The sequence below is a fragment of the Bacillus silvicola genome (assembly GCF_050524305.1).
In the GTDB taxonomy this organism is placed as follows: domain Bacteria; phylum Bacillota; class Bacilli; order Bacillales; family Bacillaceae_G; genus Bacillus_A; species Bacillus_A cereus_AT.
This window is the reverse complement of record NZ_JBNGVC010000012.1, coordinates 1-25,201: the sequence shown is the minus strand read 5'-3', so window position 1 is coordinate 25,201 and position 25,201 is coordinate 1. Positions and strand designations below refer to the sequence as shown.

Below are 25,201 nucleotides of genomic sequence, written 5' to 3'. Positions count from 1 at the left end.
GGATATGGCGAATGTTGTATATGAAATTGGTGGAATAAATTTTAAAGGTAACGTTGTAGATCATGAATGGTTTAATTACATCACTTTTAGTAATGGTAAACCACATATTGTAGCAATTATGGTTTTGAGTGAAATTGTTTACTGGTATCGACCAACAGTTATCCGAGATGAAATAGATGGGAAAGTAACTTACAAGAAAAAATTTAAAGCAGACAAATTACAAAAAAATTATCAACAATTAGCTGATACTTTTGGATTTACAAAATTACAAGTGAAAAGAGCATGTGATTTATTAGCGGATATGCTACTTATAAAAATTGAATTCAGGACTATTAACGTTAATGGGAAGGTTTTAAATAACGTAATGTTTGTAGAACCCGTTCCAACAGAAATTAAGCAAATCTCTAGCATGTACCAACAAACAAAAGAAGACCCTGATTACTTAGAAGTAAATAGGGTGGGTACTTCTAAGTTAACACACTCCTCACTTACAAGTAAGGAGTCTCCAGACTTTAAAGTAAAGACAAATACAAAGAGTACTACAAATATTACTACAGAGATTACTACAAATATAAATGATGATAATAATGCTATTTCATCTCAGGAATTAATTGATCAAGAATTTAAAATCAGTTACAACTTTTTACTTAAAAAGGGAATTCCATTAAGTGAAATTGCAATCCAAGAATTAGGTGAGTTTTGCGATAGATTCGGTAATGAATTAATTACTCACGCTGTTAATAAAGCGATCGATGAAAATGTACCAAAGTGGAGATATATCCGCAGTATTTTAAGTAGTTGGGAAAAGGCAAAAGTAAAAACACTAAATGATGTCGCTGCATTAGATACTCGATTTGAAATGAGTAAGAAAAATAATAAACGTACTGGTAAAGGTTACGGAAAACGAACGGAAGTTGTACCTGATTGGTTACGTGAGCAGGAAGAAACTGAGCCAATACAACAATCACAGCAATCTCAAAGTGATGATATTGAAGATAACCAAAAGCGTTTAGATGAGATGTTAAACAAATATAAAAATACTAAAGGGGAGTAAGGTATGAAAAACACAGGTATTGCAAGAAAAGTGGACGAGCTAGGGCGTGTAGTAATTCCAGTAGAGTTGCGCAGCACTTTGGGGATTGCTGAAGGAACGGCTCTAGACTTTCATGTTGATGGGGAAAACATTGTTTTAAGAAAACATGAAAAGTCATGCTTTGTAACGGGTGAAGTTTCCGAATCAAACATGGAGTTGCTAGGCGGTCGGATGTTTTTGAGTAAGGAAGGCGCAATCGAGTTACTGGACCTCATTCAGAAGAGTGGGATGGCACATGCCTAAACAGCTAAATATTTTCGATGTAGAGCCAGCAATTTGTGAGTTCGATGTAATGAAAGCAAATGTGAAGAAAGGAACTGGACGCGTTACATATGCTGATGTACGTGTCCAAGTTCCAAAGAATGCAAAGTGTACGGATGAGTTACCACGCACAACTAATCAAGATGATCGTTATGACATTTTTGAACAATATGCAATGGCGATTTGGAGATTTCAGCGAGCTGTAGATAAGCTTTTTAATTGGGAAACAGCGGAAGAATTGTGTAAGGCAGCAAGGGATAAAAAAGAAGCAATTCCAGTACGAATCTATTTAGGAAGTGGCTTTAAACCTGATGTTGTCGAGTACATGCGGTAGTAAAAGGGAGATGGACATATGAAAAAAATAGAAATTGATGTTAGTAGCAACAAACTTTTAATTGTGAAGGATGGAAATGTAACAGCAGTAAATCCACCAATGAGCGGATTTGGTGAGCAAGTCGCGATTTGGGTAAACGGTAAAGTTGATCGCGTGGACACTAAGTTTACTGAAAAGATAAAATAATCATTTTTTAGAAGGTAGGTTCGCTTATGAGCGTAGCAATAAATCATGAAGCGATGAAAGAATCACGTTTGAAAATATACATCGCTTTAGAAGAAGCTAACTTCATTTGGGATGAAAGAGATGTTATACGTTTTCGTGAAATGTGGGGTCAAGGTATGAGTTTACCGAAGATGGCAAAAGCGTTGAGGAGACACCAAGCAGAGGTGGCGCTCCTCGTAATAGATCAGGCTGATAAGTATATGATTGAAAATCGTCCGATAGGATTAGGAATTCGCTAAATAAAAAAGGGGTTAGTATGAACAAGCAAGATAGACTGATAGAAAAACTAATTCAGAGAAATATATTCAAATTAAATGATGGTCGAGATTTATTCCAGGGATCGTGTGAGGAATTAGAACGGCTATTAAAAGGGGAGAAACAAAATGGCAACTAAGATCACTATGTTTACAAAGAATAATTGCCCAAATTGCATGAGAGCTAAGATGTTATTTGCATCTTGTCCTGTAGAAATCGAAATTACAGAAATTAATTTAGAGACTACTGAAGGTAAAGCGCACCAAGAAATTTTAGGGATACAAACGGTTCCTACTTTTGAATTTGAAAACGGTAATTTCATTTATGGTTTTGATGAAGGGAAGTTAATAACTGAATTAGGACTATAGAGGGGTGTTTGGATGAAGGCTGAACATATCGAACTTTATGAACAAGCTTTTGAGCATGAGAAAAAACAAGCTAACAAATGGTTTAGCGAAGTTAATAATTTGCAAGCTCAATTGAGAATGGCGGAATCGCACTACAAGCACCATACGGAAGAAAAATATAGATTACAAAACTTAGTTAAGAGATGGAAGGGGCAAGGAAATGAAATTAAAAGTGAAAATTAATCGAGTTAAAGATGTTGAGTTACCAAAGTATGCAAAACTGGGCGATTCGGGTTTTGATCTTGTAGCAGCTGAGGACACGATTATATGGCCGGGTGAAACGAAGGTTGTACCAACTGGATTAGCATTTGAGATTCCGCCAGGATATGAGTTGCAGGTTCGCCCGCGTAGCGGCATGACGCGTAATACAAAGTTAAGGGTCGTTCTTGGTACGGTGGATAGTGGATACCGTGGAGAAGTTGGAGTATTGGTGGATAACACTGAAATACCTGTAAGTGTAAATATGAAAGCTCATGTTATTGAACGAGGTACACGCATTGCACAGGGTGTTATAGCACCAGTAGAAACAGCTCATTTTGTTGAAGTGGACGAGCTATCGGACAGTGAAAGAGGGAAAGGCGGGTTCGGATCTACGGGCGTGAAGTAAGACCAAATTTGAATTTTGTTAAGAAAGGTGAGTTTTATGAAGATAAAGGATTTAGAACGTTTGTATTCACGTTTTGGAAATATGCGATTAGATGAAATTATCGCAAAGAAAAAAGGAAATTGTATCTATGAATGTCCGAAATGCAAAGGTGAGGGGACTATCCGTAGCACTTACAATAAATACCCGCATGGTTTACCTGATAGTGGCTGGGTCTATGAAGAAGGTGTTAAATATACGGATTGTGATTTGTGCCATAACAAAGGATATACAGCGCTTGAATATAAACCGAAAACCAAAACCGAAATTATTGGTTATGAGTGATTTTTAATAAAAGCGTTATTTTGTACAAGAATTTTGACGATTATACACAAAAACAGCAGGCAACTGATTAAGTTGCCCGCTATGTTCTTGCATGGCACGGAGGAGCGCTTTCCGTTTTGAAAGAGTGCAGCCGGGGAAAGATCGGCTTAGAGGTAGTATGTGTAATACAAAAAAGATTATTCGTAAAGGAGAATGAGAGATGGACAAGCAGAAGCGTATTGAAATCGTAAATAAACTTTTCAATTACTTAGCAGATCACGAAAAGGATTTCTTCCGTTATGAAGATGAAAATAGAACAGCGCATTTTAAACATGATGGTAGAAACCTTTGGTTTGTAGACCACTATTCAAACGTTCCTATGCGTATGACAAGAAGCTCATATAAAAACAAGAAGCAAGAAAGATACTTCTCAAGTGGCGGAACAATGTGGGCGCTAATTAGAGATTTTACTGACTTCATTTATGGAAATGACAATTCGAACGGTAGAAATGGATATGGCGGCTTGTACTGTACTCATTGGGGTTGGTCAGAGGAAGAAATGAAAAAGATGCGTGATTATGCAAGGGAAATCGGATACTTAAAAGTTTCATAAAATAGTTATTGTATGAGCAAAAATAAAAGAACCCGTTTGTAATAAACGGATTCTTCCCTTAAGGTGTGCAAGAAATTCAAGGTAACTGGACCAGAGCACCATATAGAATTTCTTGTGATAATACTGTATGCAAAGGAATCAATAAGGTTAATGAAATTTAAACAAAATCCTTATTTAGTAGCAAATGAAAAGAGCACTTCGTAAAAGTGCTCTTCTGACCAAGATCCATTTTGTAAAAGAGAGGAATACGTAATATCATATGAATTTATTTTTAAATGTGGATAAAAGCGTATAAAAACTTCATTTTGTAGAATAAGGGAAACTAAAAAAGAGCACTTGCTTACGGTGCTCTTTAGGGAAAAAGTGAAATGTTGAAAAGTAGATTAGGGTTTCTTGCTTCGAAATAATATATGACCATTTCATCGTAATGTGACAATGAATCGCTAATGTTAACTACTTGTTGAAAAAAGAATCCCCTCTAGATTATTGAATGCCAGAGCTTTAAGAAATAATTAATTTAACTTTTCAATTACAATCGAAGCATTTATATTTGTTTGTGTTCCACCTGCTAAAGTCTGCAAAGTAACTGCAGCAGCGGAAGTATGATTATTAAGGGTAAGAATATCACCTGCGGCTAAAGTGAGAACTGTTTGCCCATTGTTTTGTTGAGTACCTGCACCTGATCCATAAACGGAGTTGGTAACGGGAGCCCCATTTAAAAAGAGGGCAAATTGATTAGGCTCAACTCCTGATACAGAAAAAGAAATTTTATAATCTCCAGCATTAATAACTGTCATCTGAGAAGTTCCAAGAGTATGAGTAAAGCCGGATGTGATTTTACCGTGTGAATTAAACAGAATAGGTGCTTCTAATGCAACAACTTGAGCTGCTGTATTGAAAACATAAGCATACTGGGATAAACCAGATGTTGTAAGTCCAGCAGGCCCGGTTGGTCCAGTAGATCCGGCCGATCCAGCAGGCCCTGAAGGCCCTGTTGCTCCAGTTATTCCAGTTGGCCCAGTAGGTCCTGGAGGTCCACCTGAAGGTCCTGTTGCTCCGGTTATTCCGGTTGGCCCAGTAGGTCCTGGAGGTCCACCTGAAGGTCCTGTTGCTCCGGTTATTCCGGTTGGCCCAGTAGGTCCTAGAGGTCCTGTTGCTCCAGTTATTCCGGTTGGCCCAGTAGGTCCTGGAGGTCCACCTGAAGGTCCTGTTGCTCCAGTTATTCCAGTTGGCCCAGTAGGTCCTGGAGGTCCACCTGAAGGTCCTGTTGCTCCGGTTATTCCGGTTGGCCCAGTAGGTCCTGGAGGTCCACCTGAAGGTCCTGTTGCTCCAGTTATTCCGGTTGGTCCAGTAGGTCCTGGAGGTCCTGGAGATCCACCTGAAGGTCCTGTTGCTCCGGCTATTCCGGTTGGCCCAGTAAATCCTGTCGCTCCAGTTATTCCAGTAGGCCCTATTTGAGGCAAAGGAAAGGCACATGGAAAGGGTATGTGACAATTCTTTTTAAATTTACTCATTTTTACACCTCCCTTATAAATTAACTACCAATTTATATTTATACTTTAACAACTTATGAGTAAACAGACACACGGGTGTAAGGAAAAAACCTATAAAAATTACATAAAGGGCTTTAAGAGCAAGCCTCTATTTCACATTCCATACCAAAAAGAGCACCATATATAAGTGCTCTTCGGACCAAAACTCTTAATGTAAAAGAGTACGTGATACCATATGTGATTTTTTCATGAGGCGTGAAGGATTTGAACAAAAACGCTATTTTATTAGAAAAGGAGAATGAAAGATGAAAATTATTAATGTAAATGGTGTAGATAAAGAAGTTGATTTTATAAGAATTGATTCAGCAACAGGGAGTGTAACTATATATTTCAAAGACAATACACTTGTAAGCCTAGCTGATGTCAATGTAATTGGGTGTTAAAAGAATGTCTTACACTGAATGGTATGAAAACAAGTATGGTGACAAGTGGACAGACAATCATGCTGTTTTAATTAGTCTGCTAGATGAATATGAAGATTACTGCAATACAAATAACATAGAACCGATTTGGAACGGATAGGAAATACTAAACAAAAATTCCATTTTGTAGAAATAAGGAAACTAAAAAAGAGCACCATGCATCAGTGCTCTTTAAGATAGGAGGTAACTCTCTGAATGGAACGGGTAGATTAGATGTATATGGTGAAAAAAAGGAATAAGAACAAAATTTTATTATCGATTTAATGCAAAAGAGCAACTAGCAAAAGCTAATTGCTCTCCAGAAAAACGTTAAGAAGGAAGTTCAGAACTCAAGTGCATTTATAGTATGAACGGAATATTGAGTTTTATTCAAGGGAGGTAGAGGAGAATGAAAGAAAACATTGGTAAATTAACTGAAATTAGAGCTTATATGATTTTCCTTGTAGCAACAATGGATGATCAGTTTGAAGTTGAGTTAAGTGTTTCGTGTGGTGAGGATATAGAGTATTACATGGGATTGTACTTAAAGGAAAATTGGAAAGAGCTATTCGAAGATACTAGGTATGCATGTGATGCTTCTTTTGAAGGAATTCAGATGATCGCTAAGGATAAGGAAGATAAACATTCTTGTTATATCGAAACGATGAATACGCGTAGACGAGCAAGTATTGGTATTGATCGAGAAACGCTAAACGATAATCATTTAGACAAGCTTAATAGAATTAAACAAATCATCAATTCTTAATAAAATAATCCTTTTGGAAGAAAGTGAGGTTGGGAGAATGAATGGAATTAAGTATCTTGTAAACGTTAATGGTCAAGATCAAGAAATTAAACCATGTGGTTTAGAATCTGATTTGGAGAACCAAAAAAATAACGGTGAGAGAGTTACGTTCAAAGAAATGTGTGAATTGATTGCGAATTGGTTTAAAGAAGCAAGAGGTATAGAAGTTACAGGAAAACAAGTTTTTAATTCATCTTCAAGTGGTGAATTGTGGCATATATTTGCTTGGTATGCAGAAGCAAAAGAGTATTTCAACAGGAAATAAAAATAGAATACAGTCCGGCTAGAAAACTAGAGGACACCAATTCATTAAAGCAGCAATTAAAGCTGTTTTAGGAATAGGTGTCCTTTTTATTTTGAAAAGGGAGATGGGGAAATGAAGGTGTTAAAGGATCAGCTACGTGAATGGAAAAAGCAATCGAATCAAGCAAAGAAGAAAAACAAGAAAAAACGAAAAGAAAAATTAAGCACTCGTGACATTGAAGATTTAATGGGAATTCGTGGACCACGCTATGAGCGTAGACGTGGAGCACTAAGACAAAAGTAAGATTAATTAAGGAGGAACTCAAAATGAGAGAACAGTTATTTTTTAATATGCCAGTTGTAGATACAAAGAAAACAAAGAAAGCGGTAGAAGAAGTACTGGGGAGTTATCGTGAGTATTTGAATACATTGCCAAGTAATTTAATGCCGAAAGTAACGACAATGTTTTCAGAGGTTCCTCCGACGTTTACAAATCAGTTTCATAGTTCTACTGAAGATATTGCTATTGAACGAATTGAATTAGAGCAGCAAAGAAAAGAATACATGGATTGGGTACATCAAGCTGTGAATACGCTAAAACCTGATGAAAGATATATTATCTTTAAAAGTTATATGGAAGAAGAAATTGAATCAGACTTAAATATTTGGCTTGAATTAGGCGTAGGAAAAACAAAGTATTATAAGTTAAAAGGTTCAGCGTTACTCCGTTTGGCGTTTAATTTAAAAGTGGAAGTATACAAGAAGAAAGCAAAACGTAAGGAGGGGGTGAAGAATGTATGAATCTTGTTCAGCCCATTAGAGATAGGGAAGCAATTCAGGAAATGAAGGAGTTTTTCAAGGAGCAGAATGAAAGAAACTACATTCTGTTCCTTCTTGGTATTAATACAGGATTACGCATATCGGATATATTACGTCTTCGTATTCGTGATGTGGAGGGTTGGAGTATCTTTATTCGTGAAAAGAAAACAAAGAAGGTAAAGGAAGTGAAGATGCCTCCAGAATTAAAGAAGGCAATACGTGAGTATGCGAAAGGGCGACCTAAAAATGAATTTCTTATTAAGAGTAGGAATGGTAAGAATAAACCAATCACTCGATCCATGGCCTACGTCATATTAAACCAAGCAGCAAAAGAGTTTGGTTTAGAACGTATTGGGACGCATTCTCTCCGAAAAACATATGGATACCACCACTACAAACAGTTTAAAGATGTAGCAGTGTTACAACAAATGCTCAACCATACAGATCAAAAAGAAACACTAAGATACATTGGGATAGAACAAGATACGCTAAATGATTATCAAAAGAAATTTAAAATCTAGAGACCTATATTTTTTTAGGTCTTTTTTTAATTAGCTACAAAAGAAAAGTGTCAAATTCATTTTGAGGAATTAAAGAAAAGCCTTGTTACTCTAGGGAAAAGCCGAATAGGTCAATTCAACACTCTATGGTTTATAGTGAATTCATTTTTAATGATTATTAATATTAAATGATAAAAAACATGTAGAAAATATCGCATTTTTTAATCTATTTAAAGGTGGTAAAATTAAAAATGTAATTTGGTGTAATGAAAGAAGAAACTGAAATAGAATGCCGGAGGGGATAGCTTGAGCGATAAACCTAATAAATCAAGTAGTGCAGATGAAACTTTGATGGCAGTACATCGATTAGAAATACCGAAGCAAATGAGTGAAACACTCGCAACATTGAATCGATTAGAAATACCGAAGCAAATGAGCGAAACACTCGCAACATTGAATCGATTAGAAATACCGAAGCAAATGAGTGAAACACTCGCAACATTGAATCGATTAGAAATACCGAAGCAAATGAGTGAAACACTCGCAACATTGAATCGATTAGAAATACCGAAGCAAATGAGTGAAACACTCGCAACATTGAATCAATTAGAAATACCGAAGCAAATGAGTGAAACACTCGCAACATTGAATCGATTAGAAATACCGAAGCAAATGAGTGAAACATTCGCAACATTGAATCGATTAGAAATACCGAAGCAAATGAGTGAAACACTCGCAACATTGAATCGATTAGAAATACCGAAGTTTATTAGTAAAACGCTCGCATCAATACAATCTTTAAATTTGGAATCAATACGAAAAATTGAAATGATGAACGACAGCCTGGTGAGATCAATTTATGAAATGGATGGGAGGGAGTCAAACCTATATTATGAAGAATTGAATCGGACAATTGAACAAGCCAATCTACGTGAAGTATTAATAGAAGAAGAAGTTCTTAATGTCATATCAGATAGTAAGTTGAAGAGTCTATGTTATAAGCTAACAATGGGACTTATTATTATTTTGATGTCGAGTACTCTTTTGGAGGAAGATATCGAGAAAGTAATGACATATTTAGGTTTTATCCTAACGACGATAGGGACTTGGAAAGCTTTTCAACCAGTTCCGGTTCAAAAGGTAGAACACCATCATTATCATCACCATTATCATTATGATGAATGAGATATTTAAATGTTTAATTGCTTGATAGAATGAACAAATCGCGGACGATTCGCGAACTATTTACGGACTATTTTTGTTTTTTAACATGTTATATTTGTATTGTGAGAAGTGGCGGAAAACACAACTCATAAAGATTCCTTTATAATCTATATGTTGTCTAAACGGTTTCATAATGAAGGCACATAAAATCCGAAACCAGCAGATGGTAACGATTGAATGATACCTTTATTAAGGAGAGCTTTTGCTCTTCTTCCAATTACCTAATAATTTAGGTACAGATAAACGCAACAACATTAGGTGATTGGGAAAAGAATAAAACTTCACGTACCACAATCGAAATGTAAATGAACAGTTGAGAAAAAAGCATCCATTTGGGTGCTTTTTATTTTGGAGGGATAAAGGATGGAACTAAAAAAATATGATTTATTATATTTAGAGGGAACGTTAAGGGATTTAAAAGAAGATAAAAAACAAGAGTTATGGATTGTTGGTAATAATTTAATGCAAGCTGAAGAAGCTTGGAAAAGAATAAAAAAACATTTTGGAACAACTCATGTAATGCCTCGTTTCATATCTAATAGTGCGTTCTCTCTTGATGGGATTAATCCAATCAATGCACGAATAGTCTTGTTAGATAAATGGTGGCAAAATAAAAATGCTGTTAATCTCTTAAAACACTTTATCCCTTTTGCTAGACAATGCCGTCAAATTAATATCACTTAAAAATTAAATCTATTAAGGAGTGTTGAAGGATGGAAAAGAAAAATGTTGTTTCAGCTCACATCGATATTGATACGACAGAAGCAAAAGCGAATATAGAAGAACTTACATTAGCTATCAATGAATGTGTAGGTGCATTTGAGAAGTTAGAAAGGGTTATGAGCAAGTATACAGGTGAAGCTGAAACCGTTGAATTATATCTTGATGGTAAATCTGTAGCTCGAACGATAGTTCAAAGTGATGACTGAAAATAAAACAACACAACAACGAAAGTTCTACGATAAATACAAGCGGGATAAAGAAGCGAAGAAGTTCTATGACAGTACAGCTTGGCGAAGGTGTAGAGAGTTGGCATTAACACGAGACAACTATCGGTGCCAAGAGTGTATGAAGCACGATCCATTGATACCAGTACCTGCTGATATGGTCCATCATATCAAAGAAAGAAGTGAATATCCTGAGCTTGCATTAACATTAGATAACTTAATTAGTTTATGTAATCCATGTCACAACAAAGAACATCCTGAAAAGGGTGGAGGGAAAAAGAAAAATAAAAGAAAGATTCAGTTCGTAAAAGTAAAAGCGAACAAAGAATTCATATAGCCCCCCTCCTTTTATTGTTCAGAGCCGTTTCCGCCCAGACCGGATGCCTCCTTCGTGGGTAGCGCAAGTGATTTTTCTAAAGGGGGGTAAAGCCTGAAAATAAGAGCTTTTTATTTCTGGATAGGTACTTTTTATCCATAAAATGTAAGTGAGGTGATGGCGTGGATAAAGGATTGATTGAGAGGAAACCACCTACCCATTTAAAAAAGGTAGGAAAAGATACTTGGATTCGTATTTGGTCTGTTTTAGAAGGTGAAGGTAAGGCTGATATCAATGATCCTATTGTAGTTGAAGCGATTGCTTTCAGTTATCAAATGTTTAGAGAGATGGCAGCTAATGTTAAAAAAGAAGGGCTGACAATGGAGCATACAAATAAAGCCAATGCTACAAATCTGACTAAGCACCCTTTGATATCAGAGATACCTAAGTATTTACAGCAGATCCGTCAATACTTAGGGGAGCTAGGATTAACTGGGGCAAGCCGTAAAAAGCTTCAGGAAGAGCTAACTGGAGACTCTGATGATGATTTCGACGACTTCTAAGCCATCTGAAATAGCCAAGTGGTATAAAAATTGGCGAAATGAACAGATAAAGAATTTTTATATTTTAGTAGATCCGTCTCCTGAACTAAGAACAACTTGGTATGCAGAGCAAGTTGTGAAAGGAAACATAAAAGCCAGTAAGAAAAATATCTTGTCTTGCCAACGACATCTAAATGATTTGAAGAGACAGGGTACTGAGGAGTTTCCTTGGATATTCGATGAAGAAAAAGCTCATCGACCTATACGATATATTGAAAAGTTTTGTCGCCCATCAAAAGGTGACTATAAAAGGTTAGTTCTTCAACCATGGCAGCATTTTGTTATAGGTTCTTTGTATGGATGGATTCATAAAGATACAGGTTATAGGCGCTTTCGTGAGGGCCTTATTTTTATTGGCCGTAAAAACGGAAAAACAACAATGATTTCTGGTTTATCTAATTATGCTGTTGCTAAAGATAATGAACCAGGTGCTCGTGTTTATGTTTTAGCAAATACAAAACAACAAGCTGGAGAATTATTTGATGAAAGTCGTGCAATGGTTCAAAAATCCCCCTTTCTTCGGAAGCATTTACGCGAAAATCAGAAAGGGATTTTTCATGATAAAACTCATTCTAAAATTGAACCTCGTGCATCAGATAGTAAGAAATTAGATGGATTAAATACACACCTTGGTATTTTTGATGAAATACATGAATTTAAAAACTTTAAGCTAATTAATGTTATTAAAAAATCACGTGGTGCACGTAAACAGCCAATGATTGTTTACATCACTACGGCAGGATATCAGCTTGAAGGACCACTTGTTCAATACTATGAAATTGCAGCTGATGTTTTGGAAGGGGTTATTGACCAAGATAGAAAGTTCTATTTCATGGCTGAAATGGATAATGTGGATGAAATTGAGAACCCTGAACTATGGATTAAAGCAAATCCTAATATGGGAGTTTCACTAGACCTTCCATCGCTTATTGATGATTGGAATACTGACAAACATACAGATGCAGAAAAGAACGACTGGGTTACAAAACAATTTAACATCTTTGTCGATAATGATGAAATGTCATTTGTTGGTATCGATATATTAAAAAGGAACGATGAAGTTATAGATATAGAGGTATTAGCTGGTAAAGAATGTGTTGCAGGTTATGATTTATCTGCAACAGAAGATTTTACAAGTGCCTGTTTAGAGTTTCCTTTAGATAATGGAAATGTTTTTGTACTATCACATAGTTGGGTTCCACAAGCTAAAGTAGATCGTGATAACGAGAATATTAATTTTAAAGAGTTTAAAGACAAAGGTTGGCTCACCATTATACCTGGTGAGTATGTGAAGTATGAGTATGTTTATGATTGGTTTGTCGAACAATCCGAACAGTATTTCATAAAGAAAATTACTTATGACCCAGCAAATGCGTATCGTTTAAATGAAGATTTAAAAGCATATGGATTTAATACAGAATCAGTTCGACAAGGGCATCTAACTTTAAGTCCAGCATTAAAGGATGTAAAAGAATTATTATTGGATGGAAAAATAATCAGTAATAAAAACCGTCTTTTCCGTTGGTACATGAACAATGTAAAACTCGTGGAAGATCGTAATGGGAATTTTTTACCATCTAAACAGAGTAAATACCGGAAGATTGATGGTTTTGCAGCATTTCTAAATGCTCATACAGAAGTAATACCGATGTTAACTCAATTACAAGGTGATGGAAATATTGAATTTGTATCAGTTAGCGATCTTTTTAAATAGAAAGGCGGTGAGAAATTGAAAATGTTAGATCGTGTGAAGGGAGCACTAAAAGGTGCGGCTGCCGGGTGGAAAGGCGCGGGATTTGACTTCTCTTCATGGTTTGGAAGAAAGTTTTGGGGTATTGATAATGCAACGCTAGCTACAAATGAGACAATTTTTAGTGTTATTAGTAGATTATCGAATACGGTAGCTTCTTTACCACTAAAGCTCTATAAGGATTATGATACAGTTTTTAATCAAGTGTCTGATGTTGTAATGAATGAACCTAATCCAAACATGACCGGATTTGAATGGATAAATAAAATCGAAGTTTCAAGAAATGAAACTGGAAATGGATATGCAGCTATCGTTCGTGATATTCGATTTCAAGTGGAATCATTAATTCCTATTGAATCAGCTTATGTAACACCTTTTTTAAACAAGGATGATAACAATTTGTGGTATGAGGTACGTGGTATTGAAGGTACGTATTACATCCACAATATGAATATGTTTCATGTTAAGCACATTACGGGTATCTCAAGATGGAAAGGCATTGGTCCAATTGATGTTTTACGAAATACTTTAGAATATGATAAGGCAGTACAAGAATTTAGTTTGTCAGAAATGCAAAAGAAAGACAGCTTTATTTTGGAGTATGGAGCGAACGTAGATAGTGAAAAGAGACAAAGGATCATTGATGACTTTAGACGTTTTTATCAAGAAAATGGTGGCATTTTATTTAGAGAACCAGGTGTGAACATAGAAGAAATGCAGCGGAAATATTTTGCTTCAGATACGTTAGCATCAGAACGAATTACACGTTCACGAGTTGCTAACGTTTTTAATGTTCCAGTCACATTTTTAAATGATACAGAAGGACAAAGTTATAGCAGTAATGAACAGTTGATGATTCAGTTTGTTCAAATGACTCTAACTCCTATTGTTCGTCAGTATGAGCAAGAAATGAACCGTAAGTTGCTAAATAAAAAAGAACGGCAAGAGGGACATTATTTTAAATTTAACCTTGGAGGGTTGTTAAGAGGTGATACAGCTTCAAGAACAGCTTATTATCAAGCCGCAATTAGGAGTGGGTGGTTATCACAAGATGATGTGCGCCAAAAAGAAGACGAGCCACCTGTTGGTGGTAATGCTTCGAAACTTTGGGTAAGTGGTGATCTATATCCAATTGACATGGAGCCAACTCAACGGAAGGGGGTGAAAAACGGTGGCAAAGAACAAACAGAATAAGTTTTTTCAAATGAAAGCATCTGCCAATGGTAAATCGGCTGATGTTTTTATTTATGGAGAAATTACAAAGTATGCATGGGAGGAATATGGAGAAGTATCTTCTATTACTTTCAAAAATGAATTGGATGAATTAGGTGATGGAATTGAAACGATTAACCTATATATCAATAGTCCCGGTGGATCTGTTTTTGAAACAATGGCTATGATCGCAATGTTACAACGACATCCAGCGAAGGTTATTTCCTATATTGATGGCATAGCAGCTTCTTGTGCATCAGTATTACCGATGATTTCAGACAAAATCATTATGTATGCTAATTCAATGTTGATGGTACACAATGCGTGGACATATGCATCAGGAAATGCTGATCAGCTACGTAAAGCAGCGGATGACATTGAACGTATTAACCAATCGATGGTGCAACACTATTTAACTCGTGCTGGTGATAAGTTAGATGAAGATATATTAAAACAATTACTAGATGCAGAGACATGGTTATCGGCTGATGAAGCTATGGAGTATGGACTTTGTGATGAAATTATCTCAGCGAATAATGCCGCAGCATGTCTAGATGAAAAGTGGATGAAGGAATACAAAAATATTCCACAACAATTAGTTAATGCACAAGCTAACATATCATCAAACGAAATGTTAGAACGACAAAAAATTGCCGAAGAAGCGAAAGCTAACGCGGATTATATAAACACAATTTTAGGGGGAATTCATTCATGAAAATGAAAAATAAATTTCGATTATCTCTTGGTAACTTTCAATACTTTTCAAAAAATACATTATTTGAATTAAAACAAAATTTATCTACTATTGGTCAACAGCTTCAAAAAGTAGAGAGCGAACTTGCTCAGAAAGCGATTGATCCATCTGCAACTATGGAAATTCTTCAAACGCTACAACAATCAAAGAAAGACCTTCAAATGCGTTTTAATGTAATCAAAGAACAACATGACACGATGGAAGTTGAACAAAAAGCGCAATTTCAAAATCGAACTGGTTTGCAAGGTATTGAAGATCCAAAACAAAAGGTAGTTGCAGCGAAAGCAGAGTTGGTTCGAGCTACGATTCGTGGAGGTACCTTATCACAAGAAGCACGAGCAGCTCTTGGTGATAAAAATTCAACAGGTGGCGAAAAGATTCTTCCAACTACAATGACAAATGAATTATTGCATGAACCATTTGTTAAAAACCCATTAAGAGACGTATCTACATTTACAAGTGTGACTAACCTTGAAATTCCTAAGGTTACTTTTACATTAGATGATGATGATTTCATTGCTGATACAGCAACAGCAAAAGAATTAAAAGCAGAAGGTGACGTTGTAACATTCGGACGTAATAAATTTAAGGTGTTTGTACCTATTTCTGAGACTGTTTTAGCAGCAACTGATACAAACTTAGTACAAACTGTAGATCAAGCGTTAGAAAGTGGTTTAGCAGCAAAAGAGAAGAAAGTAGCATTTGCTACAACGCCTAAAACTGGAGAAGAATCTATGTCATTCTATAAAGCTGGCATTAAGTCAGTTAAAGGCGCAACTTTATATAAAGCTATTAAGTCAGCGGTTGCAGATTTACATGAAGATTTTCGTGAAAATGCGACTATTGAAATGCGTTACACAGATTATCTAGAAATAATTGAAACACTTGCTAATGGTAGTGCAACTTTATATAATGCTCAACCAGAACAAGTTTTAGGGAAGCCAGTTAAGTTCTGTGATTCAGCAGTGAGTCCTGTTGTTGGTGATTTCCGATATTCTCACTTCAACTATGATCCAAATATGATTTATGATCGTGACAAAGATGTGAAAACAGGTATTGAACTATTTGTTTTAACAGCTTGGTTTGATCATAAAATTAAACTAAAATCAGCATTCCGTATTGCTGAAGTACAGACTACACCCTAATCCTCCCCAGGAACCAACAGGATTAAAAGTTGATTCTACAACAGTAACAACGGCCAACATTAGTTGGCCTCCTGTTGTGTATGATGGGGGCATTAAAGAGTATCATATATTCCGTAATGGAAAACAAGTAGGGACATCAGTAACAGCAACTTATAAAGATACAGGATTAACAGGTGATACAACATATTCTTATCAAGTGAAAGCTGTTGGAAATAACGGATTAAATTCTTCATTAAGCGTTGAATTGTCAGCGAAAACCAATGCTTCGGGATCATAGGTGATTATATGCTTGAGCTATTAAAAGGGAAATTAAAAATCGATGGTTATGAAGAGGATGCAGTTATTCAGCTTCTAATTGATGGAGCAAAAGAATCCTTATTAGGAGCTGGTGTTCCTGAAAGTGAAAAGGCACTATATAAGATTGCGGTAATAACACATGTTTTATTAAACTATGAGAATCAAGATAAATCATTAAATGTCCCTGCATTAAAACAGTCATTAGAAACTACTATACTCCAATTAAGGGACTATAATACCGGTGATAATCATGAACCCAAGTAAATTAAATAAACGAATAACAATTCAACAAGAAACAACAAATAAAAAAGATGAAGATGGGAATCCAGTTCCGTCAGAATGGAAAGATCTTGTCACTGTTTGGGCAAGAGCAAAAACACCATTTGGAAAGGGATTTAACTATGAAATATTCGCTGGAAATACCGAAAATGCGGTACGAACAGTGAATTTTTTTATGCGATTTCGCAGGGGAATCGATTCGAAAATGCAAGTCCTATATGCTGGAAGGCTCTTTGAAATCAAAGCTGTTGTAGATGTTGATGAAGAACATAAAGAAATCTGTTTAGTGTGTGAGGAGCGGTCCATATGGCAGAAGTAACGACCTTTGGAATCCAGGAAGCTATTCAGCGTTTCGAAGCGTTAGGAAGAAACGTAAAAACCATTGAAAACGCAGCGTTAAAAAAGGGCGCTGGAGTAGTGAAAGATGCATTAGAGGTAGAAAGTCCAGTCAGTGCATCTCCTAAACCGCCTTCACCCAAAGAATCTTGGCGAACAGGGAAACATGCAAAAAATGAAGTTCTTGTTGGTAAAGTGAAGACTCGAAATGGAGTCAAATCAATTAGTGTAGGATGGGAAAAAGATGATAATTCCCCACACTTTTATATGAAATTTCAAAACTGGGGAACCAGTAAAATGCCACATCCACCGCATAAAGGATTTATAGAAAAAACAGTAACCCATACAGAAGTAAAGGCAATTCATGAAATGAGAAATGTCTTTGTAGCGGCGTTGCATATCGTATGAGATTTCTAGAAAAAGATGTGTTACGTGCTCTTACGACTCCTTTTATTGTGGAAAAGCTGGGTGGAGAATACATTTATAACATGATTCGTGGCGATGACAACGGCAAAACATGGATCACTTATTCTGAATTAGATAATAGTGCTGGAAGATACGCTGAAGGAGCGGAATCTACCAGCACTATTTTATTTCAAGTTGATATTTGGTCTTTTATGCCTGTTAAGGCTGATCTAAAAGAAGCAGTAAACACTTCTATGAAAAATATAGGCTTTAAGCGTATTACAACAGCAAATTTATATGAATCTGATACGAAAATATATCATTATGGTATGAGGTTTCGTACGGAATTAAAAGTATAGGGGGAAAATAAGTATGGCAATTGCAGTCGATTTTAGGGATTTACATTATGCAATTTTAACAGAGGCAGCAGATGGTAAGTTTACGTATGCTACACCTAAAAAAATTGGAGATGCGGTAAGTGGTAAAGCTTCTCCTAAAAATGAATCTGTTACGTTCTACGCGGAAGGTGGACCGCTAGCAACAGCAAGTGCGTTTGGTGGGGTAGAAATTGAATTGGAAACAGCAGATATTTCATTAACTACTTACGCAGAGTTGTTAGGGAAGAAACTAATTAAAGGGCAGGTAATTGATAACGTAAATGATGTCGCTCCATATGTGGCATTATTATATCGTTTACCGAAAGATAATGGAAAAAATCGTTTTTATTGCTACTATAAAACAAAATTCGAAATTCCAGAAGATGAGCATAAGACAGCGGAGGATAAGCCAACTTTCCAATCAGCAAAAATTAAGTGTAAAGCAATCCAACGATCTGATGGTAATTGGAGACATCGTCTAGATGAAGAAGAAATTGGTTACGATACAGCGGTTGCATCAAGTTGGTTTAAAACAGTTCCAGCACCACCAACGGAAGCAGCACCATCTAAATAAAAACATAGAGAAGGTACAGCTAAATGCTGTGCCTTTTATTTATGAAAGGAGATTAAAATATGCAAGAAACACAAAAAACAGAAACGTTTAAATTAATTTTAAATTTATCCGCGGGTAAAAAAACGTTCTTTCTACCTAATTTTCTTTCAGCCACTGATGCATTTGCAGCGGCAGAGTGGACAGAAAAATTAAGTGCTGAAACTGTTCCATTCGATTTATTAAAAGAAGCTACTCAATTTATCGTCAAAGTATTTGGTAACCGTTTTACCGTAGAGGATTTCCTTGATGGTATACACGCTTGGTTTTTAACATCAACTATTTATTCTATTTGTCTAGCAATTGTAGGGCGTATTGCGGAAGCGGTCGCTATTATTAGTGCTATTGATTCGAAGACGAATTCACCAAAAAAAAAGAGAGTGAGAAACAAAAGGAACCATTCAAACCAACAGAAATGATGCTTGGTATTTATAGCATGCTTCAAGATGCTGGTATATCTCAAGCAGATATAAATCAAATGGATTTAGTGCTTTTCTTTAAAACTTTAGCTTATAAGAAAAATCAAGATGATAGACAAGTAGTTCGAACAGCAAATCAGGCCCCGGATTGGTTATAAAGGTAGGTGAGATAAATGGCTGGAGATATGGAGATTGGAGCTCGGGTCACGCTTGATACACAACGTTTTGAAAATGGTGTTGCGGGGATTAATCGTGGTTTGCGATTACTAGATTCCGAGTTTAATTTAACAAGCGAACGGGCTAGGTTACTTGGAAGTTCCGTAGAGCAGTTACAAAATAAATTAACGCATTTAAATGAAAAATTCACTTTGCAGGGACAAAAAGTAGAGCATTATCGTCAAAAAATTGAACAAGCAAAACAAAAACAAGAGCAATTACAAGCTTCAAATTTAACATTAGCGGCATCGATGGAACGTCTTGAAACGCAGTATAATCAGGCTGTACAAAATTTCGGTCGTAACTCCCAGGAAGCCAAACAATTAAAGCAAGAATTAAAACAACTTCAAGCTGAATATACGTCAAACGGTCAAGCGCTTCAACGATTAAATACGCAAATCGATAACAATACGATTGCTATGAATCGTGCTGAAACAGCTCAAGAGCGGATTCAAAATGAAATAAGAGAAACGAACCGTGAATTAGCCGAGCAACAGAATCGTCTTCACCGTACTGGAGAAAGAATGCGTGATACAGGCAATAAAATGCAGGATGTTGGCGGACAAGTGGGGACTACTTTTGCAGCCATGACTGGGATTATTGGTGCTGGACTTGCGATGGCTGTGAAAGAATCAATGAACTTTGAACAGAAGATGGCTGATATTCAAGCAGTTTCTGGTGCAACTGGCGATGAAATGAAGAAAATTAGCGAACTTGCTGTACAGATGGGCGAAAAAACAAAATACTCATCTGTGGAAGCAGGGCAAGGTATTGAAGAGCTAATTAAAGCAGGGGTAAGCCTAACGGACATTATTAATGGTGGTTTAGAAGGTGCCTTGAACTTAGCGACAGCTGGGGAATTAGAATTGGGGGATGCAGCAGAAATTGCTTCTACAGCTCTAAATGCATTTAAGGATGATAACTTATCAGTAGCCCAAGCAGCTGATCTATTAGCTGGTGCAGCAAATGCTTCAGCAACTAGTGTTGGAGAAATGAAGTTTGGGTTATCAATGGTTTCGGCGGTTGCAGCTGGTGTGGGACTTAGTTTTAAAGATACAACAACAGCATTAGCTTTATTTGCACAGAATGGTTTAAAAGGATCAGATGCAGGTACTTCTTTGAAAACCATGTTAGCAAACTTAATACCAAAATCTAATGAAGCTTACGATATGTTTAGTGAATTAGGATTAATCACAATTGATACTGGAAAAGCAATGCAGTTTCTCGGAGAAAAAGGGATTAAACCAACTTCAACTTCCTTTAAAGATGTAACAGGAGCGTTATCAGAATATGCGGCTAAACAAGCTGGTGTAAAAGTTGGATCTGAAAAGGCAGAAAAAGCATTCCAGAAGTTAACTTTTTCAACTGGTATTATGACAAACGCCTTTTTTGATTCAAATGGAAACCTAAAAGAAATGTCTGATATAGCTGAAATTCTTCAAATGGCAATGCAAGGATTAACCGCAGAACAAAGACAATCATACATGTATACATTGTTTGGATCAGATGCTATTCGTGCCGCTAATATTCTTTATAAAGAGGGCTCAAATGGTGTGAAAAATATGTATACAGAAATGTCAAAGGTAACAGCATTAGAAGTTGCTGAGACAAAGATGAATACAACAAAAGGAAAGATTGAAGAATTAAGTGGTGCTGTAGATACTCTTAAAAAGTCATTTGGTGATGCGTTGTTACCTATTTTAGTTGATGTAGTATCCGGTGTTCAAGGTGTCGTAGATTGGTTTAATAATCTAGATGAATCTACACAACAAATGATTGCTAAAAGTTCTTTATTAGCTTTTGGGATAGCAGGAGTAACAGCAGCTGTAGGATTCCTTGCTATGGGTGTCGGAGCTTTGTTGGCAAATCCAATTGCTCTAGCGATTACAGGAGCAGTCCTTGCTGTAGGAGCGCTTGGCATAGCAATAGTTGATCTAAATGAAAAATCAAATCAAGCTCAAACAAATATGGCTAAGTTTGGTCAGAATGTAAGTGATGCTACAAGCAAAGCAGCTGGTGCTTATGTCGATTTAAAAGATAAAGCTATTAATAATATGATGGATTTGAAACTTAAAACAGGTGAAGAAGCAAATAAAGCAGCTGACGAAACCATTAAAGCTTTTCAAAGAATGACGAATGAAGTCATCAAAGAGTTAGAAGGAAAGAAAAGTGAGTTTAATAAGATGTTTAGTCAGTTGATGGGAACAGTACCTGAAAGTGCGAAAGAAACTTTAGAGCAGGTTAAGAATAATGTAATTGAATCTATAAATAAAGAAATCGAAGTCGCTACACAAGCAGAGAAGATTTTAGAAGAGGGGATTAAAAGGTATCAGGGAGATACCATGAAAATGCCGAAAGATTTTGCTCAGAAGTTTGATCAAGCTCTACAGGTTGCTGATAAGAATGTCCAACAGTTTTATACAAAATCTAAAGAAATAGCATCTATTTCAAAAGAAATTGAATCAGGTGGAATGTTATCTTTAGATGCTGGTAAAAAGCGTTTCGAAAGCATCATAAAAGTATATGATGATGGTGTTAAATCTTTAGAAAAACAAACTAAAGGTTGGCGTGAAAATGTAGAGAAGGCTTTTAAACTTGGTGAAATTAAACCAGAGGAAAGAAAAGCTACATTAGATGCTATTGCACTTTACGAATCAAAACATGTTAATGATCTACAAGGAATCAGGAACGATGGATTTAAAGTGTTACAGCAACATTTAAAATCGGAGGATGCAGAGACCTTAGCATCACAAGCTAAAAGAATTGAAGCGGAGGACAAAGGATGGGGCGAACGATTCAAAGCCGCGTATGGATACCGGGAAAAATCTGCTGACTTAGAACAACGATTTAGAAGTGATCAAGAAAAAGCAGAAAAAGATTACCAAGATAAATTACTTCGATATGAATTGCAATATGGAAAATCAAAGATTGAAAGCATAGGGATGTATCTTTCTGAGCTTCAAAAAGGTACAGAGTCGTCTAGATTGTTAGCGGAATCAATGGCAACAGAAATTGACGGTAAAATGAAAATTGATTTAGGACCAGCTGGGCAATTTACGATCGATACCTTCTTACAGAAACTTCAAAAAGGCGAATTAGATTCTTCAGCTGTAGCAACCGCGAATGCAAATAAATTGAAAGATGTTTATAAAGTAGATCTTTCACAAAGTGGTATTGAATCCATGCAAAAATGGATTGATGGTATTAAAACAAAGGATACCAGTCAAGTGAGAGAGTTTTTAAATAAAAATATGCAAGGTGATACCACTATCGATCTAGGAATCTACGGAAAGATGACGATGGATTCGTGGATTACAGGTCTTCAAACCGGAACGTTGTCGTTTGATACTGTATTCCAATTCTTTCAACAAAATGTTAAGAATGGTATGAAAGTTGATGCTACTCAAGAAGGTCAGAATAACATACAAACCTTAATTAACGGAATGCAAATTGGAGCGTTATCATTACCACAAGTCGCACAGACTATGGGATTAGATATTAAAAGCAATGTTCAAGTTGATCTTGGGGAAGCAGGACAATTTAATGTTCAGACGCTTGTTCAAGGTATGCAAAATGGTTCTATCAATGCTGAACTAGCAGCGAAGGCAATTTCATTGTTAGTTGAAAATGGAGCAAAGTTAGATTTAACACAAGTTGGATTTGATATAAGTCAAACTCAAGCTAATGGGATATCTACTAATACAGCTCCTGAAACAGCAGCAACAGGGAAGAAGCAAGCTGTGGAAGGAATTATGGGTAGTACAACTGATGGTGGCGGTGGTAATAAGAGTGGTAGTGAACTAGGACAAGGCATAGTTAGCCAAGATGGCTATATTAGGGGAAGTGCTTTGCAAGTAGTTGCTAGTGCTCATGGTGCTTTTAATACTATTAATGGAAATCCAGCTGGTAATCAAGGTGGACAAGGTGTTGGTAGTGGAATTGTTAATCAAAGCGGTTATATAAGAGGAAGTGCTTTAGAAGCTGTAAACGCGGCTCATGGAGGCTTTAATACAATCAACGGTACTCCGCAAGGGCAAAAAGGCGGGAGCCAGTTTGCTGAAGGAATGGAAAATACAAGGGGACAAGCGAGATCGAGTGGTTCTAATGTAGCGGAAAGCGGTAATTCTGGTCTGAAAAGTGTTAGTTCTATAAGCCCTGGTGAAGCGTTTTCTAGTGGATTTGCTAGCGGTATTTCTAATGGTAAATGGAATGTGCAAAACGTAGCAGCAAGTTTGGCACGAGGCGCATTTGAAGCGTTAAAAGCCACGTTAGATGTAAACTCTCCATCGAAATTAACACGTGATCAAGGTGGTAAGCCTTTTAGCGAAGGTTTTGCACTTGGTATAAGAAAAATGTCCTACATGGCTGAAGATGAAAGCCGTACTCTTGGTGAAAATGCTCATAAGTCCCTTATAAATACGCTACATCCTAACAATTTGGCATTTGCTGGTGTTCAAATGGCGCAAGGAATTGCTTCGGGTATCAAAAGCCAATATTCTCTGGTACGAGATGCGTTACAAGATACAGTATCAGGCGCTATGGAGGGAATTCATTCGGTAAATCCGAAAGAAATATTTAGTTCTGAAGGTATTGAAATGTATGATGCGAGCAATCTTTCTAGATGGAGAAAAGTGATATCAGATAATTCTAATGTTGTTCAATATAAATCTAACAGTGATAATTCGAATAGAGGACAAAATATGCCGTATACTCAGAGAGAGTTAGCGCAGAAAAATCCAATACAAATTAACATTGATGGGATGACATTGGCAGAAATATTATTGTCTCCATTAGATTTGTTACAAAACAATCAGTACAGTACTCAATTGTTTATGCAAGGAGGGAAGTAAGTGATCCCTCAAACTTTAACTGTTGTAAAAAATAATGGAGAAGAGTTTATTATTGAAACTAATACTGACATGGAAGTATTAAACTTCCTTCCACCATCCCCATTTATACAATGCTCAATATGAAAAAATTGACGGAAGCCATGGACAAATCGATTTAGGTGGAAGTTTCGATGCAAGAGATAACATTCGTACTAAAATCATTTTTATGCAAAAGACATTTGGGATTTTTATCTGTTTCGTGATGAAATCTTTAAATTGTTCGCTTCCCAAGAACCATTTTATATTATTACAAATAGACAACCCGGAAAACGTTGGAAGGTCAGGGTTGCAAACACTTATGAAATTGAGCCTCAAGCATTTGGGCAATATGGTGTGTTTGATATTATTTTTAAATCAGCATCATCTTTTTGTGAATCATAGGACGACAATAGATCCATTTACCTTTGATTCTGGATTGTGGCAAATAGGACAAAACTTACCGGCAGAAGATTTAATTTATAAACATAGTACAAGTTCATTCCGTATTTATAATGCTAGTGATATTGAAATAGATCCAAGAAAGCTTCCACTTGTAATTCGAATTCGTGGAGCAACAAACGGTTTGACACGATCACCAATCGAACGACAGCCGATGTATTTAAACTCAACATTCCAACTACAGCTGGTGATACGATTGAATTGAATAGAGTAAGAGTATTTAAGAATGGTAATACTGTATTCACAAGTACAAATAGAAAAGTTATTAGATTAGCTCCTGGATGGAACGACTTTATTGTGTCGGGTATATCAGGGGCTTTTCAAATTGAGTTTGATTTTAGATTTTATTATTTATAAGTTGGTGATGTTATGACTGATATATATATCAGAAGTATTAGCGGAACTGAAGAAATGTTAACGGATTTTGAAGTTTCAAGAAAAGACGGTGTAAATGGAGATAAAACAATAGATGTGAAAGTCATTAAAACAGAAACAAATGAACACGCCTATTCGTTAATTTATAATCAAAACATCTTTATTTACGAGGATGACGAATACATTATTAAAAA

At 36.2% G+C, this 25,201-nt stretch carries 40 protein-coding genes and 1 pseudogene; 40 read left to right on the top strand and 1 reads right to left on the bottom strand.

All coding sequences use genetic code 11. The annotated features are described in order from the left end of the window. Positions 1-4 precede the first annotated feature (4 nt). The 11 genes from ACP6L7_RS11960 to ACP6L7_RS11910 all read left to right on the top strand — a co-directional run bounded on the left by ACP6L7_RS11960 (position 5) and on the right by ACP6L7_RS11910 (position 4,095). Positions 5-1,054, top strand: coding sequence for a DnaD domain-containing protein (locus ACP6L7_RS11960; RefSeq protein WP_430529262.1), 1,050 nt, complete (start codon positions 5-7; stop codon positions 1,052-1,054). 3 nt (positions 1,055-1,057) lie between these two features. Continuing rightward, on the top strand, positions 1,058-1,336 hold the full coding sequence (locus tag ACP6L7_RS11955) for an AbrB/MazE/SpoVT family DNA-binding domain-containing protein (protein WP_430529261.1): 279 nt from the start codon (positions 1,058-1,060) through the stop codon (positions 1,334-1,336). Beyond that, positions 1,329-1,688, top strand: a complete 360-nt coding sequence (locus ACP6L7_RS11950) for a cell division protein SepF (RefSeq protein ID WP_430529260.1) — start codon at positions 1,329-1,331, stop codon at positions 1,686-1,688. Before ACP6L7_RS11955 ends, ACP6L7_RS11950 begins: the two co-directional genes overlap by 8 nt. Positions 1,689-1,706: 18 nt before the next feature. Beyond that, on the top strand, positions 1,707-1,874 hold the full coding sequence (locus ACP6L7_RS11945; RefSeq protein ID WP_080451815.1) for a DUF3954 domain-containing protein: 168 nt from the start codon (positions 1,707-1,709) through the stop codon (positions 1,872-1,874). A gap of 26 nt (positions 1,875-1,900) precedes the next feature. Continuing rightward, positions 1,901-2,152 carry a helix-turn-helix domain containing protein gene (locus ACP6L7_RS11940; protein WP_430529259.1) on the top strand — a complete coding sequence of 84 codons (252 nt, stop codon included), beginning with the start codon at positions 1,901-1,903 and terminating at the stop codon, positions 2,150-2,152. A 17-nt stretch (positions 2,153-2,169) separates the two neighbouring features. Beyond that, positions 2,170-2,307, top strand: a complete 138-nt coding sequence (locus ACP6L7_RS11935) for a Fur-regulated basic protein FbpA (protein ID WP_430529258.1) — start codon at positions 2,170-2,172, stop codon at positions 2,305-2,307. After that, positions 2,297-2,536: a glutaredoxin family protein gene (locus ACP6L7_RS11930; RefSeq protein ID WP_430529257.1), complete on the top strand. Its 240-nt coding sequence runs from the start codon at positions 2,297-2,299 to the stop codon at positions 2,534-2,536. Before ACP6L7_RS11935 ends, ACP6L7_RS11930 begins: the two co-directional genes overlap by 11 nt. Positions 2,537-2,548: 12 nt before the next feature. Further along, complete coding sequence (locus ACP6L7_RS11925) at positions 2,549-2,758, top strand: hypothetical protein (RefSeq protein ID WP_430529256.1); 210 nt, start codon at positions 2,549-2,551, stop codon at positions 2,756-2,758. Continuing rightward, positions 2,736-3,182, top strand: coding sequence for a dUTP diphosphatase (gene dut, locus ACP6L7_RS11920; protein ID WP_430529255.1), 447 nt, complete (start codon positions 2,736-2,738; stop codon positions 3,180-3,182). Before ACP6L7_RS11925 ends, dut begins: the two co-directional genes overlap by 23 nt. 36 nt (positions 3,183-3,218) lie before the next feature. Then, positions 3,219-3,503: a hypothetical protein gene (locus ACP6L7_RS11915; protein ID WP_430529254.1), complete on the top strand. Its 285-nt coding sequence runs from the start codon at positions 3,219-3,221 to the stop codon at positions 3,501-3,503. A 199-nt stretch (positions 3,504-3,702) separates the two neighbouring features. Beyond that, positions 3,703-4,095, top strand: a complete 393-nt coding sequence (locus ACP6L7_RS11910; RefSeq protein WP_000360781.1) for a hypothetical protein — start codon at positions 3,703-3,705, stop codon at positions 4,093-4,095. A gap of 512 nt (positions 4,096-4,607) precedes the next feature. Here ACP6L7_RS11910 and ACP6L7_RS11905 read toward each other — a convergent pair. Next, positions 4,608-5,609 carry a BclA C-terminal domain-containing protein gene (locus ACP6L7_RS11905; protein WP_430529253.1) on the bottom strand — a complete coding sequence of 334 codons (1,002 nt, stop codon included), beginning with the start codon at positions 5,607-5,609 and terminating at the stop codon, positions 4,608-4,610. A gap of 284 nt (positions 5,610-5,893) precedes the next feature. On the opposite strand from ACP6L7_RS11905, the gene ACP6L7_RS11900 reads away from it, so the two are divergent. The 29 genes and pseudogenes from ACP6L7_RS11900 to ACP6L7_RS11760 form a co-directional block, all read left to right on the top strand. Next, complete coding sequence (locus tag ACP6L7_RS11900; RefSeq protein WP_430529252.1) at positions 5,894-6,031, top strand: hypothetical protein; 138 nt, start codon at positions 5,894-5,896, stop codon at positions 6,029-6,031. A gap of 4 nt (positions 6,032-6,035) precedes the next feature. Then, positions 6,036-6,170 (top strand): hypothetical protein, encoded by a 135-nt coding sequence (locus ACP6L7_RS11895; protein ID WP_430529251.1) that lies wholly within the window; start codon positions 6,036-6,038, stop codon positions 6,168-6,170. A 288-nt stretch (positions 6,171-6,458) separates the two neighbouring features. Next, the gene (locus ACP6L7_RS11890) at positions 6,459-6,815 is read left to right on the top strand and encodes a hypothetical protein (RefSeq protein ID WP_430529250.1); all 357 of its coding nucleotides are present in this window, start codon (positions 6,459-6,461) and stop codon (positions 6,813-6,815) included. Positions 6,816-6,852: 37 nt separating this feature from the next. Next, positions 6,853-7,119 (top strand): hypothetical protein, encoded by a 267-nt coding sequence (locus ACP6L7_RS11885; RefSeq protein ID WP_430529249.1) that lies wholly within the window; start codon positions 6,853-6,855, stop codon positions 7,117-7,119. A gap of 111 nt (positions 7,120-7,230) precedes the next feature. Beyond that, positions 7,231-7,401: a hypothetical protein gene (locus ACP6L7_RS11880; protein ID WP_046945208.1), complete on the top strand. Its 171-nt coding sequence runs from the start codon at positions 7,231-7,233 to the stop codon at positions 7,399-7,401. Between the two features lie 23 nt (positions 7,402-7,424). Next, positions 7,425-7,898: an ArpU family phage packaging/lysis transcriptional regulator gene (locus ACP6L7_RS11875; RefSeq protein ID WP_061684776.1), complete on the top strand. Its 474-nt coding sequence runs from the start codon at positions 7,425-7,427 to the stop codon at positions 7,896-7,898. After that, entirely contained in the window at positions 7,895-8,437 is a 543-nt protein-coding gene (locus ACP6L7_RS11870; protein WP_001055140.1) for a tyrosine-type recombinase/integrase, read from the top strand. Before ACP6L7_RS11875 ends, ACP6L7_RS11870 begins: the two co-directional genes overlap by 4 nt. 285 nt (positions 8,438-8,722) lie before the next feature. Then, complete coding sequence (locus ACP6L7_RS11865; RefSeq protein WP_430529248.1) at positions 8,723-9,601, top strand: hypothetical protein; 879 nt, start codon at positions 8,723-8,725, stop codon at positions 9,599-9,601. Positions 9,602-10,003: 402 nt separating this feature from the next. Continuing rightward, positions 10,004-10,324, top strand: a complete 321-nt coding sequence (locus tag ACP6L7_RS11860) for a hypothetical protein (protein WP_390228592.1) — start codon at positions 10,004-10,006, stop codon at positions 10,322-10,324. A gap of 29 nt (positions 10,325-10,353) precedes the next feature. Further along, complete coding sequence (locus ACP6L7_RS11855) at positions 10,354-10,569, top strand: hypothetical protein (RefSeq protein ID WP_390228590.1); 216 nt, start codon at positions 10,354-10,356, stop codon at positions 10,567-10,569. Beyond that, positions 10,562-10,924 carry an HNH endonuclease gene (locus ACP6L7_RS11850; RefSeq protein ID WP_098670330.1) on the top strand — a complete coding sequence of 121 codons (363 nt, stop codon included), beginning with the start codon at positions 10,562-10,564 and terminating at the stop codon, positions 10,922-10,924. Before ACP6L7_RS11855 ends, ACP6L7_RS11850 begins: the two co-directional genes overlap by 8 nt. A 161-nt stretch (positions 10,925-11,085) precedes the next feature. After that, positions 11,086-11,466, top strand: a complete 381-nt coding sequence (locus ACP6L7_RS11845; RefSeq protein WP_076855602.1) for a phage terminase small subunit P27 family — start codon at positions 11,086-11,088, stop codon at positions 11,464-11,466. Next, positions 11,447-13,219: a terminase large subunit gene (locus ACP6L7_RS11840; RefSeq protein ID WP_430529413.1), complete on the top strand. Its 1,773-nt coding sequence runs from the start codon at positions 11,447-11,449 to the stop codon at positions 13,217-13,219. Before ACP6L7_RS11845 ends, ACP6L7_RS11840 begins: the two co-directional genes overlap by 20 nt. A gap of 21 nt (positions 13,220-13,240) precedes the next feature. Then, complete coding sequence (locus ACP6L7_RS11835; RefSeq protein WP_430529412.1) at positions 13,241-14,449, top strand: phage portal protein; 1,209 nt, start codon at positions 13,241-13,243, stop codon at positions 14,447-14,449. Then, a complete protein-coding gene (locus ACP6L7_RS11830; protein WP_430529247.1) occupies positions 14,427-15,182 on the top strand; it encodes a head maturation protease, ClpP-related in 756 nt (251 codons plus the stop codon). The genes ACP6L7_RS11835 and ACP6L7_RS11830 overlap by 23 nt, the downstream gene beginning before the upstream one ends. After that, a complete protein-coding gene (locus ACP6L7_RS11825; RefSeq protein WP_430529246.1) occupies positions 15,179-16,366 on the top strand; it encodes a phage major capsid protein in 1,188 nt (395 codons plus the stop codon). Before ACP6L7_RS11830 ends, ACP6L7_RS11825 begins: the two co-directional genes overlap by 4 nt. Then, on the top strand, positions 16,341-16,643 hold the full coding sequence (locus tag ACP6L7_RS11820; protein ID WP_430529245.1) for a fibronectin type III domain-containing protein: 303 nt from the start codon (positions 16,341-16,343) through the stop codon (positions 16,641-16,643). Before ACP6L7_RS11825 ends, ACP6L7_RS11820 begins: the two co-directional genes overlap by 26 nt. Before the next feature lie 8 nt (positions 16,644-16,651). Continuing rightward, a complete protein-coding gene (locus tag ACP6L7_RS11815) occupies positions 16,652-16,927 on the top strand; it encodes a head-tail connector protein (RefSeq protein ID WP_430529244.1) in 276 nt (91 codons plus the stop codon). Beyond that, complete coding sequence (locus tag ACP6L7_RS11810) at positions 16,914-17,261, top strand: phage head closure protein (protein ID WP_430528986.1); 348 nt, start codon at positions 16,914-16,916, stop codon at positions 17,259-17,261. Before ACP6L7_RS11815 ends, ACP6L7_RS11810 begins: the two co-directional genes overlap by 14 nt. Continuing rightward, positions 17,249-17,686, top strand: coding sequence for an HK97-gp10 family putative phage morphogenesis protein (locus tag ACP6L7_RS11805; protein WP_430528987.1), 438 nt, complete (start codon positions 17,249-17,251; stop codon positions 17,684-17,686). The genes ACP6L7_RS11810 and ACP6L7_RS11805 overlap by 13 nt, the downstream gene beginning before the upstream one ends. Next, positions 17,683-18,042: a structural protein gene (locus tag ACP6L7_RS11800; protein WP_430528988.1), complete on the top strand. Its 360-nt coding sequence runs from the start codon at positions 17,683-17,685 to the stop codon at positions 18,040-18,042. Before ACP6L7_RS11805 ends, ACP6L7_RS11800 begins: the two co-directional genes overlap by 4 nt. Before the next feature lie 13 nt (positions 18,043-18,055). Beyond that, positions 18,056-18,634, top strand: coding sequence for a major tail protein (locus ACP6L7_RS11795; RefSeq protein ID WP_430528989.1), 579 nt, complete (start codon positions 18,056-18,058; stop codon positions 18,632-18,634). Positions 18,635-18,693: 59 nt separating this feature from the next. Next, positions 18,694-19,089 carry a phage tail assembly chaperone G gene (gene gpG / locus ACP6L7_RS11790; RefSeq protein WP_430528990.1) on the top strand — a complete coding sequence of 132 codons (396 nt, stop codon included), beginning with the start codon at positions 18,694-18,696 and terminating at the stop codon, positions 19,087-19,089. 17 nt (positions 19,090-19,106) lie between these two features. Further along, on the top strand, positions 19,107-19,247 hold the full coding sequence (locus tag ACP6L7_RS11785) for a LysR family transcriptional regulator (RefSeq protein ID WP_430528991.1): 141 nt from the start codon (positions 19,107-19,109) through the stop codon (positions 19,245-19,247). Positions 19,248-19,262: 15 nt separating this feature from the next. Beyond that, entirely contained in the window at positions 19,263-24,155 is a 4,893-nt protein-coding gene (locus tag ACP6L7_RS11780) for a phage tail tape measure protein (protein ID WP_430529243.1), read from the top strand. Further along, a complete protein-coding gene (locus ACP6L7_RS11775; protein ID WP_430529242.1) occupies positions 24,156-24,278 on the top strand; it encodes a hypothetical protein in 123 nt (40 codons plus the stop codon). 132 nt (positions 24,279-24,410) lie between these two features. Next, the gene (locus ACP6L7_RS11770) at positions 24,411-24,575 is read left to right on the top strand and encodes a phage tail domain-containing protein (RefSeq protein WP_430529241.1); all 165 of its coding nucleotides are present in this window, start codon (positions 24,411-24,413) and stop codon (positions 24,573-24,575) included. After that, positions 24,565-24,837, top strand: coding sequence for a phage tail family protein (locus ACP6L7_RS11765; protein WP_430529240.1), 273 nt, complete (start codon positions 24,565-24,567; stop codon positions 24,835-24,837). The genes ACP6L7_RS11770 and ACP6L7_RS11765 overlap by 11 nt, the downstream gene beginning before the upstream one ends. 164 nt (positions 24,838-25,001) lie before the next feature. Continuing rightward, positions 25,002-25,201, top strand: a pseudogene (locus ACP6L7_RS11760) (phage tail protein); the annotation flags it as partial.

What these genes read in the sequence shown, in the direction of transcription:
- ACP6L7_RS11815 (WP_430529244.1), top strand. Translation starts at nt 16,652, where the DNA reads ATGCTTGAGCTATTAAAAGGGAAATTAAAAATCGATGGTTATGAAGAG.
- dut (WP_430529255.1), top strand. Translation starts at nt 2,736, where the DNA reads ATGAAATTAAAAGTGAAAATTAATCGAGTTAAAGATGTTGAGTTACCA.
- ACP6L7_RS11935 (WP_430529258.1), top strand. Translation starts at nt 2,170, where the DNA reads ATGAACAAGCAAGATAGACTGATAGAAAAACTAATTCAGAGAAATATA.
- ACP6L7_RS11960 (WP_430529262.1), top strand. Translation starts at nt 5, where the DNA reads ATGGCGAATGTTGTATATGAAATTGGTGGAATAAATTTTAAAGGTAAC.
- ACP6L7_RS11925 (WP_430529256.1), top strand. Translation starts at nt 2,549, where the DNA reads ATGAAGGCTGAACATATCGAACTTTATGAACAAGCTTTTGAGCATGAG.
- ACP6L7_RS11860 (WP_390228592.1), top strand. Translation starts at nt 10,004, where the DNA reads ATGGAACTAAAAAAATATGATTTATTATATTTAGAGGGAACGTTAAGG.
- ACP6L7_RS11785 (WP_430528991.1), top strand. Translation starts at nt 19,107, where the DNA reads ATGCTTCAAGATGCTGGTATATCTCAAGCAGATATAAATCAAATGGAT.
- ACP6L7_RS11900 (WP_430529252.1), top strand. Translation starts at nt 5,894, where the DNA reads ATGAAAATTATTAATGTAAATGGTGTAGATAAAGAAGTTGATTTTATA.
- ACP6L7_RS11885 (WP_430529249.1), top strand. Translation starts at nt 6,853, where the DNA reads ATGAATGGAATTAAGTATCTTGTAAACGTTAATGGTCAAGATCAAGAA.
- ACP6L7_RS11875 (WP_061684776.1), top strand. Translation starts at nt 7,425, where the DNA reads ATGAGAGAACAGTTATTTTTTAATATGCCAGTTGTAGATACAAAGAAA.
- ACP6L7_RS11945 (WP_080451815.1), top strand. Translation starts at nt 1,707, where the DNA reads ATGAAAAAAATAGAAATTGATGTTAGTAGCAACAAACTTTTAATTGTG.
- ACP6L7_RS11855 (WP_390228590.1), top strand. Translation starts at nt 10,354, where the DNA reads ATGGAAAAGAAAAATGTTGTTTCAGCTCACATCGATATTGATACGACA.
- ACP6L7_RS11840 (WP_430529413.1), top strand. Translation starts at nt 11,447, where the DNA reads ATGATTTCGACGACTTCTAAGCCATCTGAAATAGCCAAGTGGTATAAA.
- ACP6L7_RS11930 (WP_430529257.1), top strand. Translation starts at nt 2,297, where the DNA reads ATGGCAACTAAGATCACTATGTTTACAAAGAATAATTGCCCAAATTGC.
- ACP6L7_RS11955 (WP_430529261.1), top strand. Translation starts at nt 1,058, where the DNA reads ATGAAAAACACAGGTATTGCAAGAAAAGTGGACGAGCTAGGGCGTGTA.
- gpG (WP_430528990.1), top strand. Translation starts at nt 18,694, where the DNA reads ATGCAAGAAACACAAAAAACAGAAACGTTTAAATTAATTTTAAATTTA.
- ACP6L7_RS11850 (WP_098670330.1), top strand. Translation starts at nt 10,562, where the DNA reads ATGACTGAAAATAAAACAACACAACAACGAAAGTTCTACGATAAATAC.
- ACP6L7_RS11940 (WP_430529259.1), top strand. Translation starts at nt 1,901, where the DNA reads ATGAGCGTAGCAATAAATCATGAAGCGATGAAAGAATCACGTTTGAAA.
- ACP6L7_RS11915 (WP_430529254.1), top strand. Translation starts at nt 3,219, where the DNA reads ATGAAGATAAAGGATTTAGAACGTTTGTATTCACGTTTTGGAAATATG.
- ACP6L7_RS11870 (WP_001055140.1), top strand. Translation starts at nt 7,895, where the DNA reads ATGAATCTTGTTCAGCCCATTAGAGATAGGGAAGCAATTCAGGAAATG.
- ACP6L7_RS11810 (WP_430528986.1), top strand. Translation starts at nt 16,914, where the DNA reads ATGAACCCAAGTAAATTAAATAAACGAATAACAATTCAACAAGAAACA.
- ACP6L7_RS11805 (WP_430528987.1), top strand. Translation starts at nt 17,249, where the DNA reads ATGGCAGAAGTAACGACCTTTGGAATCCAGGAAGCTATTCAGCGTTTC.
- ACP6L7_RS11910 (WP_000360781.1), top strand. Translation starts at nt 3,703, where the DNA reads ATGGACAAGCAGAAGCGTATTGAAATCGTAAATAAACTTTTCAATTAC.
- ACP6L7_RS11905 (WP_430529253.1), bottom strand. Translation starts at nt 5,609, where the DNA reads ATGAGTAAATTTAAAAAGAATTGTCACATACCCTTTCCATGTGCCTTT.
- ACP6L7_RS11890 (WP_430529250.1), top strand. Translation starts at nt 6,459, where the DNA reads ATGAAAGAAAACATTGGTAAATTAACTGAAATTAGAGCTTATATGATT.
- ACP6L7_RS11895 (WP_430529251.1), top strand. Translation starts at nt 6,036, where the DNA reads ATGTCTTACACTGAATGGTATGAAAACAAGTATGGTGACAAGTGGACA.
- ACP6L7_RS11795 (WP_430528989.1), top strand. Translation starts at nt 18,056, where the DNA reads ATGGCAATTGCAGTCGATTTTAGGGATTTACATTATGCAATTTTAACA.
- ACP6L7_RS11780 (WP_430529243.1), top strand. Translation starts at nt 19,263, where the DNA reads ATGGCTGGAGATATGGAGATTGGAGCTCGGGTCACGCTTGATACACAA.
- ACP6L7_RS11800 (WP_430528988.1), top strand. Translation starts at nt 17,683, where the DNA reads ATGAGATTTCTAGAAAAAGATGTGTTACGTGCTCTTACGACTCCTTTT.
- ACP6L7_RS11825 (WP_430529246.1), top strand. Translation starts at nt 15,179, where the DNA reads ATGAAAATGAAAAATAAATTTCGATTATCTCTTGGTAACTTTCAATAC.
- ACP6L7_RS11835 (WP_430529412.1), top strand. Translation starts at nt 13,241, where the DNA reads ATGTTAGATCGTGTGAAGGGAGCACTAAAAGGTGCGGCTGCCGGGTGG.
- ACP6L7_RS11950 (WP_430529260.1), top strand. Translation starts at nt 1,329, where the DNA reads ATGCCTAAACAGCTAAATATTTTCGATGTAGAGCCAGCAATTTGTGAG.
- ACP6L7_RS11880 (WP_046945208.1), top strand. Translation starts at nt 7,231, where the DNA reads ATGAAGGTGTTAAAGGATCAGCTACGTGAATGGAAAAAGCAATCGAAT.